Origin of the sequence: Phyllobacterium sp. 22552 (assembly GCF_052044585.1) — a bacterium.
Lineage (GTDB): Bacteria > Pseudomonadota > Alphaproteobacteria > Rhizobiales > Rhizobiaceae > Phyllobacterium > Phyllobacterium ifriqiyense.
This window is the reverse complement of sequence record NZ_JBQENG010000003.1, coordinates 602,279-618,763: the sequence shown is the minus strand read 5'-3', so window position 1 is coordinate 618,763 and position 16,485 is coordinate 602,279. Positions and strand designations below refer to the sequence as shown.

Below are 16,485 nucleotides of genomic sequence, written 5' to 3'. Positions count from 1 at the left end.
AGGCCAAAGCCTCCGCCAGCGTCTTGTTCATCTTGAAACTCGTGCCAATCCAGAAATCGCTCATTTCACTTTTCCCGAGTTTGCTCCATTGAACCCCGTGTCAATATAGGGCTCCCAGAACTGCACGGACTCGCGGATCATATCCACCACCATATGGTCGGTTGGTTCGCGCTCGCGAAACGATAGTTCAAGGCAGATTTCATTGTCCTTTCCACCACCGCGTCGAACTGTCTCCAGAAACTTCTCCGGTGTGATCCGGCCATCTTTATTATGGGCAGCGATAAACGGCCAATGACCACCCTTGTTCATTGAAGATTGCTTGATGTGGATGATCGGGGATTCCTTGGGGAAAGCTTCCGCCCAGGCATAGGGATCAATATCGGCAGGATTGCTCGATGTGACATCGCCATGATCGATATCAACCATGATCAGAAGGGGAATTGGCAAGTCTGATGCTTGCAAGCGATCATGAAGCTCACGGCAAGCCGCGATCGTGTGGCCAAATTCGCGCCCGACCGACATGGGCTCCCAAAAGAGATAGGTAAGGCCGGCAGCCTTTGCATGCACTGCCACATCCCGCCAGCAATCAATGGCGATTTTCATCAATTCTTCGCGGCGTACCGGGTCGTCATAATCCTTATGGGTAAAGATCGCGAACTGCGTGCCGAGCGACGCCGCGCCAAGATCAGCAGAGATATTCGCAAATGTCTTGAACCAGTCGACATAATATTGCCGGACATCCGCATCTGGATGACCAAAATGATTGAGACGCCCATAGGGCCCTGTCATACCCGACGTGACCTTCACACCCGTGCGCGAGAGCGCTTTCTGGAACTGCTTTACATGTTTGGAGATTGTCGGTTGCGGCCAAGATGGATTGATGAATTCGTGCGTCAGCTGCACATAACCGATGCGAATTTTTTCTGCGATTGTATCAATCAGATCATCGGCTTCAGCGAAGCGGTTCACCAAAGGATTGGTGTTGAGCGAGAGGGTGAAAGCCATTAGTCTCCTACCAGATAAAGCGGTCAATCGTGTAATCAGGCGATGCGCCATGTTCAGCAAAAAGGCTCTGCAACTGTTGCGTGTTTGAACCAGCCAATATGCCGGTCTTGACCAGCACGGATTTCAGTCCAGCCCCGGCGGCCCCGGCAATGTCATGCTCTATACTGTCACCGATGCAACAGACCCGCTCCGGGTTCGGATAACCGAGAAAGTCTATGGCAGCGGCATAAATATCGGCGAAAGGTTTGCCTATCCAGCGCACTGTGCCACCCAGTTCCTGATAAAGCTCCGCAATGCGGCCAGCGCCAAAGGCAGTGCCTTCAGCTGTCAGCATGATCTTATCCGGGTTGGTGCATAGACATGAAACGCCACGTCTTGCTGCCGGTTCCAGCAAGTTCCGGTAATAATCCAGATCATGGATATCCCCTTCACTGGCAGCGATCAGAACAATATCCGCGTTCTCGCCAGTTGCCGTGCGTTCCAGATCAAGGCCTCCCAGCGGCGACGTATCGCCATCACGGCTGATAAGCAGGCAGCGGCGGGCGGGCCCACCCTGTGCTTTTGTTGCTTCAGCGGCCAGCATCTGCCACGCCACCTCACCAGATGTGAGGAACCAGTCCCAACTTGCAGGGTCAAAGCCTATTTTTGCCAGACGCCGGTCATTTTCAGCGGAGCGCTTTCCCGAATTGGAAAGGATGATGATCCGAACGCCGGTCTGCTTCAGGGCGGCAAGCGTTGAATCCGCATTGGGATAGGGTCCGCGGCCATCGCGAAGCACACCAAACTGGTCGATGAGGAAAGCGTCAAAACGCCCTTGCAGATCACGTAGACCAGATAATTGTGTTGGCTGTGTCATAGAACACCCGCCGATTTTGCGCCCTGAATCGCAAGCCGTGCCGCACCCGCTGCCGCTTCTTCCGACAGGACGGGCGGCATGCGAACGCCAAGCTTGCGGGCTCGAATGGCGGACCAGACAACATTCTTCGCACCACCACCGACACTACGAACCGAGCGAAGCTCGGGTGCGCCAAGTCCCGCCAGGCGTCCATAAGCCATGTGCTCAATATTTGCGATGCCTTCAAAGATTGCTTTAAGGAACTGCGCATCACTGTCAGGACGCGGTTCCATACGCGGTTTCATCGCCGGATCATTGATGGGGAAACGCTCGCCATCACGCAGCAGCGGATAATAATCAAGGCCAGCGTCCGTTGCCGGGTCGATGGTGGCGGAGAGCCTTTCTATCTGCGCATTATCGAAATAATGCGCCAGCACATTGCCGCCCGTATTGGACGCGCCGCCAGCCAGCCACATATCGCCAATGCGGTGGCTATAGAGCCCGAACTCGGGCGCAAATAGAGGACGATCCGAGAGCACCTTGACCGTCAATGTTGTGCCAAGCGCGGTAACGCCATCGCCCGGCTGATTGGCTCCTGTCGCCAGAAAGGACGCACAACCATCCGTCGTTCCCGCGACGATGATCACCGAGGGAGGCAAGTCAAATGCGGCAGCAGCTTGCGCAGAGATGGTCGAAATCGGCAAACCCGCCGGCAGAACATGCGGCAGCATTTCCATATGGGTACGGGTACTACCTATCCAGAGCGGCCACCGCCGTTCGATAGGATCATAGCCCGTTTTCAACGCGTTGTTTTCATCGGAGACATTGTAAAGGCCGGTGAAATGCCCTGAAAGCCAGTCAGCCTGATGGATAATATGCGAAACACTGCGGATGGTTTGAAAATGCATAAGCTTGGCAAGGCCGGAAGTGGCTCCATGCGCTGCGCTGGATTCAGGCGCATTGGCAGCAATCGCGTCGAGAATAGCTCGGTCTGACACCGGATCATTATACATTAATGGCTCAGCCAGAGGCTCGCCGCTGGCATCGACCGGCAATACTGTGCCGGAAGTACCGTCTATACTAATAGCGCGGATCTGTTTGCGTTCAACCGACGCGAGCACCTGTGACAGCGCCGATTGGACAGCAGACCACCAAGCCGCAGGATCGCGGTGATTTGGCGAGAAGGCGTCCAGACGGGCTGAAGCGCTGGCAACAACGTCAAACGAGGCAGTCATCACCACAGCGCGCGCGCCGGACGTGCCTATATCAATGCCGATGAACAGTGCTTCACCTGTCATTGCAATGCCTGACCTGTACGATTGAGTGTTTGCCGGTATTTCTCCGCATCCCAGCCAAGGAGTTCGGCATTTTCCTCATCTGTCAGGTAATTCAGACGCGCGCCTTGCGGAATCCGGGAGGTAACGTCCGCAAGGCAGCGCGCCATGGCAAGAGCCCCTGATGTTGCTTCTTTCAACACCAGGACGCCCCTGCCGGGGAACAGGATCGCGGGCGGCAGCGCCATGCCCTCTTGCTGTTTCTCTTCGATGGTCAAAGCGGTATCCGTTGGCGAGGCGATCACCGAACCTTTCCCCAAAAAGATGACATGGTCCGGATAGAGACTGCCACCGGCCGCAATAAGGCAGCTGGTCAGATCAGTAGCCACGCGGTGAATCGATGCATCCTCGGGAAGTCTGTACTGACTATTGACTGCAAGGCGTTGCAGTGCGGCAATATCCGCGTCCGGTGCCTGACGCGGCGTGACAGACAAAAGGCGGGAGACCCGATAAAGCAGGACCTCCGCTTCATCGACTGTTTCGGCCGCAACCGCAAGACCATGATTGCCCAAAATGAGAACACATGTGTCTTCTTCCAGACGTTCGGCTATGGCACGGGCCAGCGGCAATCCCGGGCGGGCATAGGGCACGAAGGCATAAGGAATATCGTCCAGACGCGAGGCAACCAAGGCAGGGCCATCGGCCTGAACAGCCAAGGCAATAGTCTCGACGCAATGAACATGCACCACCACCTTTTGCGGCATAAGCGCATGGACGGTGGTTTCAATCGATGGGCGCAGGCCGGAGGGATTGCGTTCGGCAATCACATAATCCTGCGCTTTCTCGGCAGAAGGATCATAGCGGCCCAGCGCATCCAGCAAAGGGTCCAGCGCGACAGGCACCATAATATCGGTATTTCGCGCATTCATCAGCCAGAGGCCGGACGCCTTGATCCAGAGCGTGCCACCTTCTTTGATGGATGTGTTGCCGCCTGCCGCTTGTACCAGCGCCGGATCGGCACCAATACGGGCCGATAGGTCGAGCAGGGCTTCAAACTCCGCGCTTCTCATGCCGCCACCTGCTGGCTTGTCCACCAATTCGTGAAAACCACGCGCTCTTCCTCAGTCATGTGCAAGCCGTGTTTGGTGCGCCGCTCCAGAACATCCTCTGGCCAAAGCGCCCATTCCGTCGTGCGCAAGAACTGCGCTTCCCGCTCATACAAAAGCTTGCTGAACCGTGTGCCCAGATCTGAAACAGATCGCGCCGAGCCAAGCAGGTCATGCATGCGCGTGCCGTAAAGCCGGGCGTAGTGCTTGGCGAGATCAAAGGGCAGCCAGGGATATTTGGCTCGCATATCACCCAGAAACTGTTCGAAATCCGCATTCGCCATGTCGCCTCCCGGAAGCTGCGCCTTGGCAGTCCAGCCCGGGCGCATATTGGGGAAAAATGGCTTCAGGCGGTCAAGCGCATGTTCGGAAAGCTTGCGGAATGTTGTGATCTTGCCGCCGAACACCGAAAGAAGCGGTGCCTTGTTGTTGCCTGCATCGACTTCAAAAATATAGTCTCGGGTAACGGCGCTGGGGTTTTCCGCACTGTCATCATAGAGCGGACGCACACCGGAAAAGCTATGGACAATGTCGGCTGGCACCAATTGCTGCTTGAAATAGCGGTTTACGGATTTCAGTAGATAGTCGATTTCAGTGCTGTCGGCCGCCACGTCTTCCGGATGCCCTTCATAAGGAATATCGGTGGTGCCGATCAACGCCAGATCATTTTCATAGGGATTGATGAAGATAACCCGTTTGTCCGGGTTCTGGACCAGATAGGCCTGCCGTCCTTCCCAGAATTTCGGTACAACAATGTGGCTGCCCTTGACCAACCGGACACTGCGGCTGGAGTTCAAGCCTGCCACGCGCCGGATAATGTCATTGACCCATGGACCGGCGGTATTCACCACGCAGCGCGCCTTCACGGTTCTTTTGGTGCCCGAAGCCGTGTCGGTCATTTCAACGATCCAGATACCCTCTTCGCGGCGGATCGAGCTGCATGCGGTTCGCGTATGGATTTCAGCGCCGCGGCTAACGGCATCGAGCGCATTCAAAAGCACCAGCCGCGCATCATCTACCCAGCAATCGGAATATTCGAATGCCTTGCCATACTCGTCTTTCAACGGCGCACCTTCCGGGGCAGTCTTCAAATTAAGCGTGCGCGTTCCCGGCAAGCGTTTGCGCCCGCCAAGATGATCGTAAAGGAACAGGCCGAGACGCACGAGCCAGGCCGGACGATCCGCCGGATTATGTGGCAAGACAAAGCGCATTGGCCAGATAATATGCGGAGCGGATTCGAGCAGGACCTCGCGCTCGATCAGCGCCTCGCGCACCAGCCGGAATTCGTAATATTCGAGGTAACGCAGCCCACCATGGACAAGCTTGCCGGAGCGCGAACTTGTGCCTTGGGCGAGATCATCTTTTTCACAAAGGATGACTGACAGACCACGGCCTGCTGCGTCGCGCGCAATGCCCGCACCGTTGACACCGCCGCCGATAATGAACAGGTCGTAGATATCCGTGCCTTTGTTCAATGCTCTGCCCCCTGCGGTGAAGGCTTGTCCTGAAGTCCATAGCTCGCAAAGCCGCGACGGACACCTTCGATCTCTTCTGGAGGCAGAATGACGGCTCCGCCCAAAAGCAGCGCGTGGTAATATTGCTTGGCGATTGTTTCCAGCTCGACAGCCGCCCACATAGCCTTTTCAAGGCTGCTACCCGTTGCAATCATACCGTGATTGGCCATCAGGCAGGCAGTGCGATCTTTCAATGCCTTCAGCACATTATCGGACAGCTCTTTTGTGCCATAGCGGGCATAGTCACACAGCCTGATATCGTCGCCGCCAAATGCCGCAACCATATAGTGGCATGCCGGAATTGATTTATGGGCGATGGCAAGGATCGTTGAAAACGTCGCGTGGGTATGAACGACCGCATTGATTTCAGGCCGTGTGCGCAAAATATCAAGGTGAAAGCGCCATTCGGTGGAAGGTTTCTTTGGGCCTTGCCAAGAGCCATACTCGCCATCAAGCGGCATGGAGGCGATCATGTCCGGCGTCATCTCATCATAAGGAACGGCAGATGGCGTAATGAGCATGCGATTTTCAAAGCGCACACTGATATTGCCGGACGTGCCTTGATTTATGCCGACTGCATTCATCTGGCGGCAATGGTCGATAATCGATTGTCTGAGTTTTAATTCTTGCATCATGACGGCCTCAGCAGGGATTGACCGGAGGCAGGCCAGCTATATAGCGCCGTACCTCCTCTGCGGCCATTTCAGCCGCATAGGTGACCGTGCGCACGGAGGCGCCTGCAATATGCGGCGTGAGCGTTACATTGGGGAGTTGCAGCAGTGGCCAATCGGCAGGAACGGGCTCCACGGCAAATGTTTCGAGCATTGCACTGCCAAGATGGCCACTGGTGAGCGCTTCATACAGCGCATCATAATCAACCAGCGGGCCGCGCGCAGTATTCACAAAAATCGCCCCCTGCTTCATCTTGGCAAAGGTCTCGGCATTCATGATGCCTTTGGTTTCTTCCGTCACACGCGGGTGGAGGGTTACAACATCAGAACGGGAGAGCAGATCATCCAATGCAACATGTTCTACACCCGCATTGCGGTCATCAGCCGATAGCTGGACATAGGGATCGTGCACCAGAACTTTCGTGCCGAAAGCGCGCAACAGGCGAACGACCTTTGTGCCTATATTGCCATAACCGATAACGCCGACTGTCATTTCGGAAAGCTCGCGACCAGTCTTGTCAGCGCGGTACAACTCGCCGCGCCACTCACCCTTGCGCAGGGATTCATGGCCGCTGCGGATAAGCCGTGTTTCGGCTAATATTGCGCCAAGAGTAAATTCGGCAACGGCGCTGGCATTGCGACCTGGCGTATTGACGACAAGGACACCCGCATCGCGGGCCGCCTTCATATCGATATTGACCGGACCACCGCGGGAAACCGCGACAAACTTCAAATCCGGAAGACGCTCCAGCATACCCGCAGACATGGGAGCGAGCTGGGTGATGAAAAGCTCGGCATCGCCGATGAACTCGACAACCTCATCAGGATCACCCAGATATTCCTTCAGCCCGTCCATGCCCTTGACCGCGTAGCCATGTTCCATTGGAACATCCGGCCAGGGCTGTTGCAGCGTGCGAATATCGTGCTCGTCACCACATAGCTCCACGATCTTTTCCCGGAACACTTCCGGGAGCATGAACCTGTCGCCGATAATGGCTATTTTCTTGGTCATTGCGGTCTTCCTATTCGTCAATTGCTGCTGGCTAGCATGTGCCATGTCGGTTGCAGCGCCAGCCTTGACTGGCGATAGGCCGGGAAAGCCTTTTCATAAATCAGGGACAGTTCTTCATCGGCAGCTTCCGGCTGGCGCTGGAAAGGCGTTACCCAATCTTTGACGCAATCTGCCATTGAGCCATAAATACCAAGTGATACGGCTGCGATCATGGCCGCGCCTGCGGCTCCTGCCTCCTCACGCTCGCTGGTCTGTACCGAAGCACCGAGAGCCCCGCCCAAAATTTTGCGCAGCGAAGCACTGCGCGCCGCGCCGCCCGTTATTCGAACCCGCTTTGGCAAAGGTCCCATCGCCGTATAGCAATCACGAGCGGCCAGCGCCAAACCATCAAACACAGAGCGCACAAGATCGCCGAACCGATGGCTCGAAGAAAGACCTATGAAGGAAGCACGGGCTGTCGCGTCAACAAAGGGACCCCGCTCACCCGCATCGGAAATATAGGGGTGATAAATGACCGAAGCGGCTTTCGCATCGGCGAGCCAGGTCTCCACATAAGCGAGCAATTCCGTTTTCGACTTCTCAATCCCGACACTTTTGAAAAGGTCGCCGGCGACAGACAATACCCAATCGATATTGAGGGTTGCCGCCATATTGGACTGCATCTGCGCATATATTCCAGGGATCGGCATACACATTGTATACCCTGTCAGATCGCGGTTCAGCTGCACATCGTCGGGGCTGGTCGCAAGGCGCATATGCATGCCGGTCGACCCGATGATCGAGCATCCCGTATCTGTTCCCGGTTCATAAAGCCCAGCACCAAGCGCGGTGCACGCCACGTCCACATAGCCCAGAACGACAGGCGTGCCTTCCAGCAAGCCCGTGCTTCGTGCAGCCTCGCCCTCAAGCTTGTGATGGGTTGTAGAGCCATCGACGATTTCCGGCAGAAGATATTTGAGTTTCTCCAGCCCAAGAAAGTCAATCACGCTGTCCGAATAGCTGCGGGTACGAAAATCGCCAAAGGTGAACACGGCCTCCGACGGATCGGTGGCGCGCTTGCCGGTTAATTTGAAATAGAGCCAGTCCTTGCAATGGAACGCCGTGGTCGCACCGGCATAAAGCTCCGGAGCCTCATTCATCATCCAGCGCAATTGCGAACCCTGCTGGCAGGCGGCAAGCCCGCTGCCAGTATGGGTGAAGCGGCCAAGATCGCCGCGTTCCTTGCGCAGATTGTCAACTACATTACCGGCACGCGCATCAAGCCACAACCAGCCCTTGCCAACAGCCTCGCCATTCTTGTCGATCATCCATGTCCCATCGCCCTGTCCCGTTACCGAGACAGCCACAGTGCGACTGGCCAGATTTTCAACCTTCCCGGCAAGTTCAAGCAGCGTCTTGGCTGCATCGGCCCAAGTGCGTGCCAGATCCTGCACAACCCCTGCCCTGCCGATAGTCTCATAGCTATTGGGGGTAGAGGCAAATGCGATCTGACGACCGGCAAGATCGAAGGCCACGGATTTGATGACGGAGGTTCCCGCATCAATCCCTATGAGGATATCGCGTGTCATCACGCAAGCTCCTGACCGTGACTAATAGCGACGCCGGTTTCGCCGTTGAATACATGCAGGCTGGCCGGATCGAGACGAACCGCAATCGTATCGCCGATTGCCACATCCGTCCGATCATGCTCGACCAGTACCAACGATCCACCGGCAAAGTCTGCCGCAATATGGGTCTGGTCGCCCAGCCATTGATTGACCGAAACACGTGCATGAACGCCGCCTTCGCTACGGCGAACCGCATAGGGCCGAATGCCAACAACGACTTTTTGGTGTTTTTTCAACTCTTCGCGCACGGCTGGCGAAAAGTCAGAAGCGGCATATTCCAGCTTCACACCTTGATTAAGACCGAAAGTAATCCTGGTGTCACTGTTCGAGACCGTCGCCTCGAAGACATTCATGGGCGGCTCACCGACAAAGGTGCCGGTGAACAGATTGGCCGGTCGCTCCTTGATCATTTGCGGTGTATCGAACTGCTGCAACTCACCGCCTTCCATGACGGCAATACGATCTGCAAGCGCATTGGCTTCGGTCTGGTCGTGGGTCACGAGGATGGCGGTTAGTCCGCGCTCCTTGATATAGTGCTTGATGCGGCCACGCAGCACCGCCCGCAATTGCGGCTCCAGCTGTCCCATTGGTTCATCAAGCAAATGCAGATCGGCATCACGGATCAAGGCACGACCAAGGGAGGCGCGCTGCTGCTGACCACCGGAGATTGAACTTGGATAACGCCCAAGAATATCCTCGATCTCCAGAAGCTTGGCGATATAGGCGACCTTCTCTTCGACAACAGACTGCGAGAGCTTGGAAGACTTCAACGCGAAGGCGATATTCTCCTTCACTGTCAAAGGCGGATAGAGCGAATAGCCTTCAAAGGCCATGGCAACATTGCGCCGGACCGGGGCGAAGGTTTGAACCTCGCGGCCTTTCAGCGAAATGGTGCCGCGCGATACGGCTTCAAAACCGGCAACCATGCGCAATGTCGATGTCTTGCCGCAACCGGATGAGCCAAGGAGAGCGATAATCTCACCCTTTTTCACATCCATGCTGATGTTGCGGACCGCATGAACACCGTGGTCAATGGGGCCATAGAATTTGTCGACGTTTTTGATCAACAGAGCAGTATCACTCATGCTGCCACTCCCTGCTCTGTCGTGCCTGCCTTGCGGATCAATGCGCCGCTGGCCTTGTCGAAAAGAAATGTGGTTTTGCCGTCGATAAGGATAAAAGCGGGCCCCGATACGGGGCCTGGTGTTCCCGCAGGACGGGAAACCAAAAGCTCGCGCTTGCCGACTGTTACGACCAGCGTGACAGTCTTTTCATTCAGCGGGGTTTCAGCCTCGACCTCAATGGGAACGGCACCCTTCACCGTGTCCTTGGCAAAGGTAATTGATTCCGGCCGGATGCCAATGACGCAAGCTTGTCCCACAACATTATCCGGCATACCCGGCAGAGGGACGCGCACCTTGGAAATCTCAACATAAATGCCACCAGCATCCTTTTGCGGCACGACATCAAGGAGGTTGATCGTCGGGTCGCCGAACAGGCTGGCAATCCCGATATCGGCAGGCGCATTATAGATCTCCTCCGGCGTTCCGATCTGGCGAATTTTGCCATTGGCCATGACTGCAATGCGGTCACCAAGTGCCATGGCTTCTTTATAGTCCTGCGTCACATAGACAACTGTCGCGCCTTGCGAAGCGAGAAGACGCGGCAGTTCCAGCCGCATCTCAAAGCGGAGCTTCGCATCGACATTGCGCAAAGGGTCATCCAGCAATAGCAGCGGCGGCGAACCAGCTAAGGCTCGGGCCAGTGCAGTACGTTGCTTCTGCCCGTTGGAAAGCGCCTTGGGATGATGCGACAGCACATGGTCGATCTTGAGCAGTTTCGCCACTTTGCCGACGCCAGCCTTGATCGCTTCGGCGGAAGAGCGGGTTGCCGTCAGAGGACTGGCGATATTGTCGTGAGCGCTCATATGGGGGAATAGCGCGAAATTTTGAAACGCCATGCCAATGCCGCGATGCTCCGCATCGACATCGGTCATGTCTTCGCCGCCAATCAGGATTTTTCCCTCATCTGGATCGATCACACCGGCGACGAGACGCAGGAGGACGGTCTTTCCGGCCCCGGACGGGCCGAACAGGACCAGCGTCTCGCCATCTGCTACGTCAAGCGACAGGTCATCGAGAACCGTATTGGTCTTGTAGCGCTTGACGATATTCTTGAGTTGTAAAGTGGTCATAGGATTATCCCTTCACCGCGCCAAGCGAGAGCCCCTCGACGAGGTAGCGCTGTGCATAAAGAGCGAGCGCGAGCGTCGGAGTGACTGAAAGCACAATTGCCGCGGCGATCTGGCCGTACTGGATGCCGGAGGAGGTAACAAAGGCGAGAGCGCCAACTGTGACCGGCTGTTTATCGGCAGATGCCAGGACCAGCGCGAAGACGAAATTATTCCAGGCGAAAATAAAGGCGAGCAGGCCTGCTGCCGCAATGCCGGGACCAGCCAGAGGCAAGGCGATCTTGCGGAACGTGGCAAACCAGGAGTGTCCCGCTATGCGATAGGCATATTCAACATCAGCCGAGATATCTTCAAAATAACCGCGCACAATCCACAGGATCAATGGCAGGCAGATCAACTGATAAACCCAGATGAGACCGAAATAAGTATCCGACAGACCAAGCCATTGGAAATACTGCGTTAGCGGCAGCAATACCAGAAGCGGCGGCGCGAAGCGGAAAGACAGCAGCGTGAAAGCAATATCTTCCGAGCCACGGAACTTGTGGCGGGCAAAGGCATAGGCCGCAGGGACGCCAAGCACCAGAGACAGTGCAACCGAGGTGACCGAGAGAAAGACCGAATTGCCGAGATTGCGCATGAAGGCAATATCAAGTGTACCAGCGGAGGTCGTCAGCTTGCCTGTAATGAGCGCTGCATAATTGGACAGTGTTGGCGTGAACACAATGGATGGCGGTATCTGCAAAATGGTCTCGTTCGTCTGGAACGACATAAGGAATATCCAGAGGATCGGGAACATGAAGAAGATAACGACCAGCGACAGCGCAAGGAAGCGCAGGGATTTTTCGAGTGTGGATGTGGTTTCCATAATGTACTCCTCACGCCTCGCCGCGAGCGCGTTCGCGCAGCCGCAGCCAGTTCTTGATGAAGATATTGGAGAGCAGGTAGGTGATCGCCCAAAGGATGACCATCAGAGCCGCTGACCGTCCAACATTCGTCGACTGGAAGAAGTTCAGATAGGCTTCGACCTGGAACACCGTCAGCGCGTTGCCGGGGCCGCCCTGCGTCATCGCATAGATGATGTCGAACTGCTGAATAGAGTCGAGCAGGCGGAACAACGTTGCTGTCAGGATATAGGGCGTCAACATCGGCAATGTGATGCGAAAGAACACAAAGGTGCGCGGCACACCATCAAGCGCGGCAGCTTCGAAGGGTTGGGTCGGCAGCGAGCGCAGACCGGCCAAAAGCAGGATCATGATAAAGGGCGTATAGACCCAAATATCGACCAGAACGACAGTGAGAAGAGCCGTATCGGGCGATGAGGCCCAACGGAAATTATGCAGCCCGACCCAACTTGCCAGATAGCTGAGAATGCCGAAACCCGGATTGGTCATCAGCTTCCACATCAGCGCCGCAAGCGCCGGCGCAATCATCAGTGGCAGGAGAAGCATGATCGAAATGAAATTATTGACGCGGGAGCGCTTTTGCAAAAGCAAGGCAATACCAAGTCCGAGCAGAAGCTCCAACGTTACAGTGATACCGGCATAGAGCAGCGATATTTTCAGCGTGTTCCAGAAGCCCGGATCATTGAACAGAAAGTTATAATAGTTCTCGCCCCAGTTGAACTGGCGGCTCCATGGCTGGCTCAACCGGTAGCGCTGAAATGAATAAATGACGGCGGTGACGAACGGAATCAGAATGCCGATGCAGACGAGCAATGCAGGTAGGCTCAGGACATAGGGCAGCATCTTCCTGCTGATCCTGAACCTTGAAGCCGGCTTTCTGGGAATGGATGGTGAAGCCAATTTAAAGCTCCTTATTATTTAGGGCAATTACGCTTGTCGCGCACCGGAATACCCGGCACTTTTGGTGCCGGGTATTGGCGGGATGAAGATCAGCCGAGGCCTGCTTCCTTGAGCTGACGATCAATGCTCTGGGCAAGCTGGTCCAGACCCTCATCAATCGGCACTTCCTTGGCGACCATCTTCTGGAGCGTCGAGGCCCATTCGGTGGTAACGTCGAAGAAGAGCGGTTGCGGCGTGAACTTGATGCTTGCGCCAGCGGCCGATGCGTCGAACATTTCGACATAGCCCGGATATTTGCTGTTCAGCTTCTCGCGGAACATTTCATCCTTCCAGATCGATTGGCGAACCGGATCAACAAAGTCCATCTTGGTTGCGCCGAACAATGCATGCTCTGGACCTGAAGCCCATTGCAGGAAGTACCAGGTTGCGTCCTTGTCCTTGGAGAAATTGGACATGGCAAGCGACCAGATCCAGATATTCGGTGTCGATGCCTTGGCTTCCGGATTAGCCGTGAACGCCGCATAAGAAAGCTTCCCGGCCATCTTGTTATCGCCGCCATTCATGAAGTATCCGAGGCAATCAGCATCGAAAATCATGGCAGAAGCCCCGGCTCCAAGATCCGTACCTACCTGATACCAGGTATAGGTGGACCAATCCTTCGGACCGCTTTCCTGAATCATCTGCACCCACTTGGTGTGGTACGCTTTTGACTCGGCCGTGTTCATGGCTGCTGAAAGCTTGCCATCAGCAGAAACGTTCAGGTCCTTCTGGTTGAAGTTGGCATAGCCGGACAGGAAGCCCGGATGAATCGTTGCCCATGAGCGTGAACCGCGCACACCAATGCCGTAAATGCCGCCAATATCCTTTTGAAGCTTGGCAGAAGTTGCGATCATCTCATCAATATTGCCCGGAACCTCGACTCCGGCTTTCTTAAACATATCGCGGTTATAGGTGATGTTGTTCTGTTCGAACGCCCATGGAATACACCATTGTTTGGCGTCTTCCGAACCAAGTGCGCCGCCTGGAATCCCGTTCCATGCGCAGGAGTTTTTCACGCCGGGCAGGAAGTCGTTCCATGCATAGTTCGGATTGGTTTTCTCCGGATCGTTGATCCATTCCTTCAGATCGGTGATCCAGCCCGCAGGACCATAGGTCCACGTCATATAGGCACCGGTCATGAACGCATCATATTCGGTCGAACCCGATGACAGAGCTGCCGTTACCTTGTCGAAATAGACGTCTTCCGGAAATACATCATATTTGACGTCGATACCCGTCAGATCCTTGAAATTCTGAAGATTTGCGATCATCGCATCCGCATAGGGATGCTTGTTCAAAAGCAGCTTCAGAGACTTGCCGGAATGCTTCTTCCAGTCAAAATCGGCTGCCTGCGCATTGGTCGACATCATATTCATCAATGTGCCGGCGCTAGCCGCAGTAATGCCCATTGTGCCCAGCCCCTTTAACAGGCCGCGACGGTCAACCGATCCGCGCAGGAAAGCGCTGATAAGGTCTTTTTCCTTGTCATGCATTGGTCTTCTCCTCCTTTTTATCGGGTATTATGGACCGGATACCCCACCGGTATTTCCTCCTGGATGCGATTTCCCGCACCCTTTCCGACATACGTCAGATAACGTTGGCGACAAGCTGTTGTGCCGTTTTCTCGTCTGTTATCAGTCCGTTAAGGCACCGGCTTTCGAGCACTGCCCGAATGGCCCGCACCTTCATCCTGCCACCTGCAACGGCAATCAATCGCTGCTTTTTCAGGTCCTCCCGGCTCAATGTGAATGTGCGATCAGACAAGGTTGTCTGTATCGCCTGACCGGCATCATCGAAGAAATGGCCGAGAAGCTCTCCCGCTCCTCCCGCATTCTTAATGTCCTCAATCTCGCTTTTCTCGATCATGCCCGTTGAAACCAGCGAGGCTTCGCGCTCAGCAGTGCCGATACCGACCATTGAGAGATTGGCGCTTTTTGCCATGTCGAATATTTCGCGCACGCCGCGTTGACTGAACAAGACATCCATGTCTTCGACCGTATTGGCAAAGAACGGAACAGGCATGACATAGGCCTCTGCACCAATACGCTCTGCCAGCCTATGGATAACATCGTGCGGATTGGCGGAAAACTTTCGGGTCAAGCCGCCAAGCAGCGAGACGAAACGCACATTGTTGCTGGCTATGCGCGGCAGATAATCAACGCAGGCCGCAAGCGTCCGCCCATGCCCCATGCCAATAAGAAGTTCGCCATCACGCTCGATTTCACGCTTAAGAAATTGAGCTCCGGCAATGCCAAGAGCCTTTAGCGGCAGTTCCTCAGGATCAAAATCTGGAACTACTTCGCAGTAATCGAGCCCGTAACGGGTGGACAGCTTTTGCTCCAGCTCGACGCATTCTGAAACTTCGCCATCAATATAGACTTTTACCAACCCTTCCTGATTGGCCTTCATGATCAGACGATGGGCTTTGAGCGATGTTAGGCCGAGACGCTTTGCAACCTCGGACTGGGTCAAACCACCGGCGTAATGGAGCCAGGCAGCGCGCGCTGCCATGCTGGACTCTTCTTCGCGAAGAGAACTGCCACTCACCATTGCCATGTCTCCACCCTGAGCAATTTTGATATTTTTATCTCTTAGTGAAAATAATTTCACTTGCTGCAAAATTTGTCAAGCGAGAGAAATTGAGTTTGGACCTTCCGATAGTCGGGATCGGACTGGGCAACCTTCATGCAAGAGCGTTTTAGAAAGGAATAGCGAAGCGTTTCAGGGGCTTCCCGCAATGCACGCAACAATCGGGGCGCCTTTCACCCGGAACATAAATTTTTGGAAAGAGCGTTGGTGGATGCGCGGTGGCGCGGAAAACAGCCTGGCATATTGATGCGATGACCTTTACAAATCACCACTCTCCAAAAGCATAGCCTCTTTATTAATCTCAAATGCTTAAATTTAAGTCTCATTTATTCGACAAGAATATTTTCAAGTAAATCAATAGCAAATCTTCACTATACGAACTTCGTTGACCTTGAGTTGCCCCATAAACTAGGGAGTTAAAAGTATTATTATACATCGCTATTGGGGGAACTTATGCGAAATATTATATTTATCAGCTGCATCGCACTGATGTTGGCTGGGTGTCAGACTGCGCAGGAATCCGCTGTGGAAGCAAAGCAAACATGTGATTCCGCCGGATTGAAATCGGGTTCGAAAGCGCATCGGCGTTGCGTATCCGCAAGTTATGAGCAAAACCGCCGGCAATCCAACGAGGCCGGAAATGCCGCGGCTCTTGGGGCCGCAGTGGGCGTTCTCGGGGGCGTAGCGCTCGGAGTTGCAGCCGAGCGGAATCATTACCCAGGCTATTATCGGCGTTGTGGTCCCTGGGGTTGCTATTACTAAGAATACATCGAAAGCCGGTGCATCTTGCGCAAGCCAATTGGTTTGAATGACAAGTTGCACGGCTGACGAAATGAGATA

At 54.9% G+C, this 16,485-nt stretch carries 14 protein-coding genes; all 14 read right to left on the bottom strand.

Annotated elements, in window-relative coordinates; all coding sequences use genetic code 11:
- Positions 1 to 60: 60 nt before the first annotated feature.
- The 14 genes from ACTJI9_RS10135 to ACTJI9_RS10070 all read right to left on the bottom strand — a co-directional run bounded on the left by ACTJI9_RS10135 (position 61) and on the right by ACTJI9_RS10070 (position 15,606).
- Entirely contained in the window at positions 61 to 1,005 is a 945-nt protein-coding gene (locus ACTJI9_RS10135) for a sugar phosphate isomerase/epimerase family protein (protein ID WP_440807685.1), read from the bottom strand.
- A gap of 7 nt (positions 1,006 to 1,012) precedes the next feature.
- Positions 1,013 to 1,861 carry a TIGR01459 family HAD-type hydrolase gene (locus ACTJI9_RS10130; RefSeq protein ID WP_440807683.1) on the bottom strand — a complete coding sequence of 283 codons (849 nt, stop codon included), beginning with the start codon at positions 1,859 to 1,861 and terminating at the stop codon, positions 1,013 to 1,015.
- The gene (locus tag ACTJI9_RS10125) at positions 1,858 to 3,138 is read right to left on the bottom strand and encodes an FGGY-family carbohydrate kinase (protein WP_440807681.1); all 1,281 of its coding nucleotides are present in this window, start codon (positions 3,136 to 3,138) and stop codon (positions 1,858 to 1,860) included. The genes ACTJI9_RS10130 and ACTJI9_RS10125 overlap by 4 nt, the downstream gene beginning before the upstream one ends.
- Entirely contained in the window at positions 3,135 to 4,184 is a 1,050-nt protein-coding gene (locus tag ACTJI9_RS10120) for a class II aldolase/adducin family protein (protein WP_440807679.1), read from the bottom strand. The genes ACTJI9_RS10125 and ACTJI9_RS10120 overlap by 4 nt, the downstream gene beginning before the upstream one ends.
- Complete coding sequence (locus ACTJI9_RS10115; RefSeq protein WP_440807676.1) at positions 4,181 to 5,695, bottom strand: glycerol-3-phosphate dehydrogenase; 1,515 nt, start codon at positions 5,693 to 5,695, stop codon at positions 4,181 to 4,183. The genes ACTJI9_RS10120 and ACTJI9_RS10115 overlap by 4 nt, the downstream gene beginning before the upstream one ends.
- On the bottom strand, positions 5,692 to 6,366 hold the full coding sequence (locus ACTJI9_RS10110; RefSeq protein ID WP_440807729.1) for a class II aldolase/adducin family protein: 675 nt from the start codon (positions 6,364 to 6,366) through the stop codon (positions 5,692 to 5,694). The genes ACTJI9_RS10115 and ACTJI9_RS10110 overlap by 4 nt, the downstream gene beginning before the upstream one ends.
- A gap of 10 nt (positions 6,367 to 6,376) precedes the next feature.
- Positions 6,377 to 7,417 carry a 2-hydroxyacid dehydrogenase gene (locus tag ACTJI9_RS10105; RefSeq protein ID WP_115055138.1) on the bottom strand — a complete coding sequence of 347 codons (1,041 nt, stop codon included), beginning with the start codon at positions 7,415 to 7,417 and terminating at the stop codon, positions 6,377 to 6,379.
- 17 nt (positions 7,418 to 7,434) lie between these two features.
- On the bottom strand, positions 7,435 to 8,985 hold the full coding sequence (locus ACTJI9_RS10100) for an FGGY-family carbohydrate kinase (RefSeq protein ID WP_440807673.1): 1,551 nt from the start codon (positions 8,983 to 8,985) through the stop codon (positions 7,435 to 7,437).
- Positions 8,985 to 10,109, bottom strand: a complete 1,125-nt coding sequence (locus tag ACTJI9_RS10095; protein ID WP_115055140.1) for an ATP-binding cassette domain-containing protein — start codon at positions 10,107 to 10,109, stop codon at positions 8,985 to 8,987. Before ACTJI9_RS10095 ends, ACTJI9_RS10100 begins: the two co-directional genes overlap by 1 nt.
- A complete protein-coding gene (locus ACTJI9_RS10090) occupies positions 10,106 to 11,218 on the bottom strand; it encodes an ABC transporter ATP-binding protein (protein ID WP_115055141.1) in 1,113 nt (370 codons plus the stop codon). The genes ACTJI9_RS10095 and ACTJI9_RS10090 overlap by 4 nt, the downstream gene beginning before the upstream one ends.
- 4 nt (positions 11,219 to 11,222) lie before the next feature.
- On the bottom strand, positions 11,223 to 12,080 hold the full coding sequence (locus ACTJI9_RS10085) for a carbohydrate ABC transporter permease (protein ID WP_307283147.1): 858 nt from the start codon (positions 12,078 to 12,080) through the stop codon (positions 11,223 to 11,225).
- 10 nt (positions 12,081 to 12,090) lie between these two features.
- Entirely contained in the window at positions 12,091 to 12,960 is an 870-nt protein-coding gene (locus tag ACTJI9_RS10080) for a carbohydrate ABC transporter permease (RefSeq protein WP_115055143.1), read from the bottom strand.
- A 146-nt stretch (positions 12,961 to 13,106) separates the two neighbouring features.
- Positions 13,107 to 14,549, bottom strand: coding sequence for an extracellular solute-binding protein (locus ACTJI9_RS10075; protein ID WP_115055144.1), 1,443 nt, complete (start codon positions 14,547 to 14,549; stop codon positions 13,107 to 13,109).
- A 94-nt stretch (positions 14,550 to 14,643) separates the two neighbouring features.
- Positions 14,644 to 15,606, bottom strand: coding sequence for a sugar-binding transcriptional regulator (locus ACTJI9_RS10070; protein WP_370878857.1), 963 nt, complete (start codon positions 15,604 to 15,606; stop codon positions 14,644 to 14,646).
- Positions 15,607 to 16,485: the final 879 nt, after the last annotated feature.

Coding starts and splice junctions, on each gene's coding strand:
- ACTJI9_RS10135 (WP_440807685.1), bottom strand. CDS start 1,005: ATGGCTTTCACCCTCTCGCTCAACACCAATCCTTTGGTGAACCGCTTC.
- ACTJI9_RS10130 (WP_440807683.1), bottom strand. CDS start 1,861: ATGACACAGCCAACACAATTATCTGGTCTACGTGATCTGCAAGGGCGT.
- ACTJI9_RS10125 (WP_440807681.1), bottom strand. CDS start 3,138: ATGACAGGTGAAGCACTGTTCATCGGCATTGATATAGGCACGTCCGGC.
- ACTJI9_RS10120 (WP_440807679.1), bottom strand. CDS start 4,184: ATGAGAAGCGCGGAGTTTGAAGCCCTGCTCGACCTATCGGCCCGTATT.
- ACTJI9_RS10110 (WP_440807729.1), bottom strand. CDS start 6,366: ATGCAAGAATTAAAACTCAGACAATCGATTATCGACCATTGCCGCCAG.
- ACTJI9_RS10105 (WP_115055138.1), bottom strand. CDS start 7,417: ATGACCAAGAAAATAGCCATTATCGGCGACAGGTTCATGCTCCCGGAA.
- ACTJI9_RS10100 (WP_440807673.1), bottom strand. CDS start 8,985: ATGACACGCGATATCCTCATAGGGATTGATGCGGGAACCTCCGTCATC.
- ACTJI9_RS10095 (WP_115055140.1), bottom strand. CDS start 10,109: ATGAGTGATACTGCTCTGTTGATCAAAAACGTCGACAAATTCTATGGC.
- ACTJI9_RS10090 (WP_115055141.1), bottom strand. CDS start 11,218: ATGACCACTTTACAACTCAAGAATATCGTCAAGCGCTACAAGACCAAT.
- ACTJI9_RS10085 (WP_307283147.1), bottom strand. CDS start 12,080: ATGGAAACCACATCCACACTCGAAAAATCCCTGCGCTTCCTTGCGCTG.
- ACTJI9_RS10080 (WP_115055143.1), bottom strand. CDS start 12,960: ATGCTGCCCTATGTCCTGAGCCTACCTGCATTGCTCGTCTGCATCGGC.
- ACTJI9_RS10075 (WP_115055144.1), bottom strand. CDS start 14,549: ATGCATGACAAGGAAAAAGACCTTATCAGCGCTTTCCTGCGCGGATCG.
- ACTJI9_RS10070 (WP_370878857.1), bottom strand. CDS start 15,606: ATGGTGAGTGGCAGTTCTCTTCGCGAAGAAGAGTCCAGCATGGCAGCG.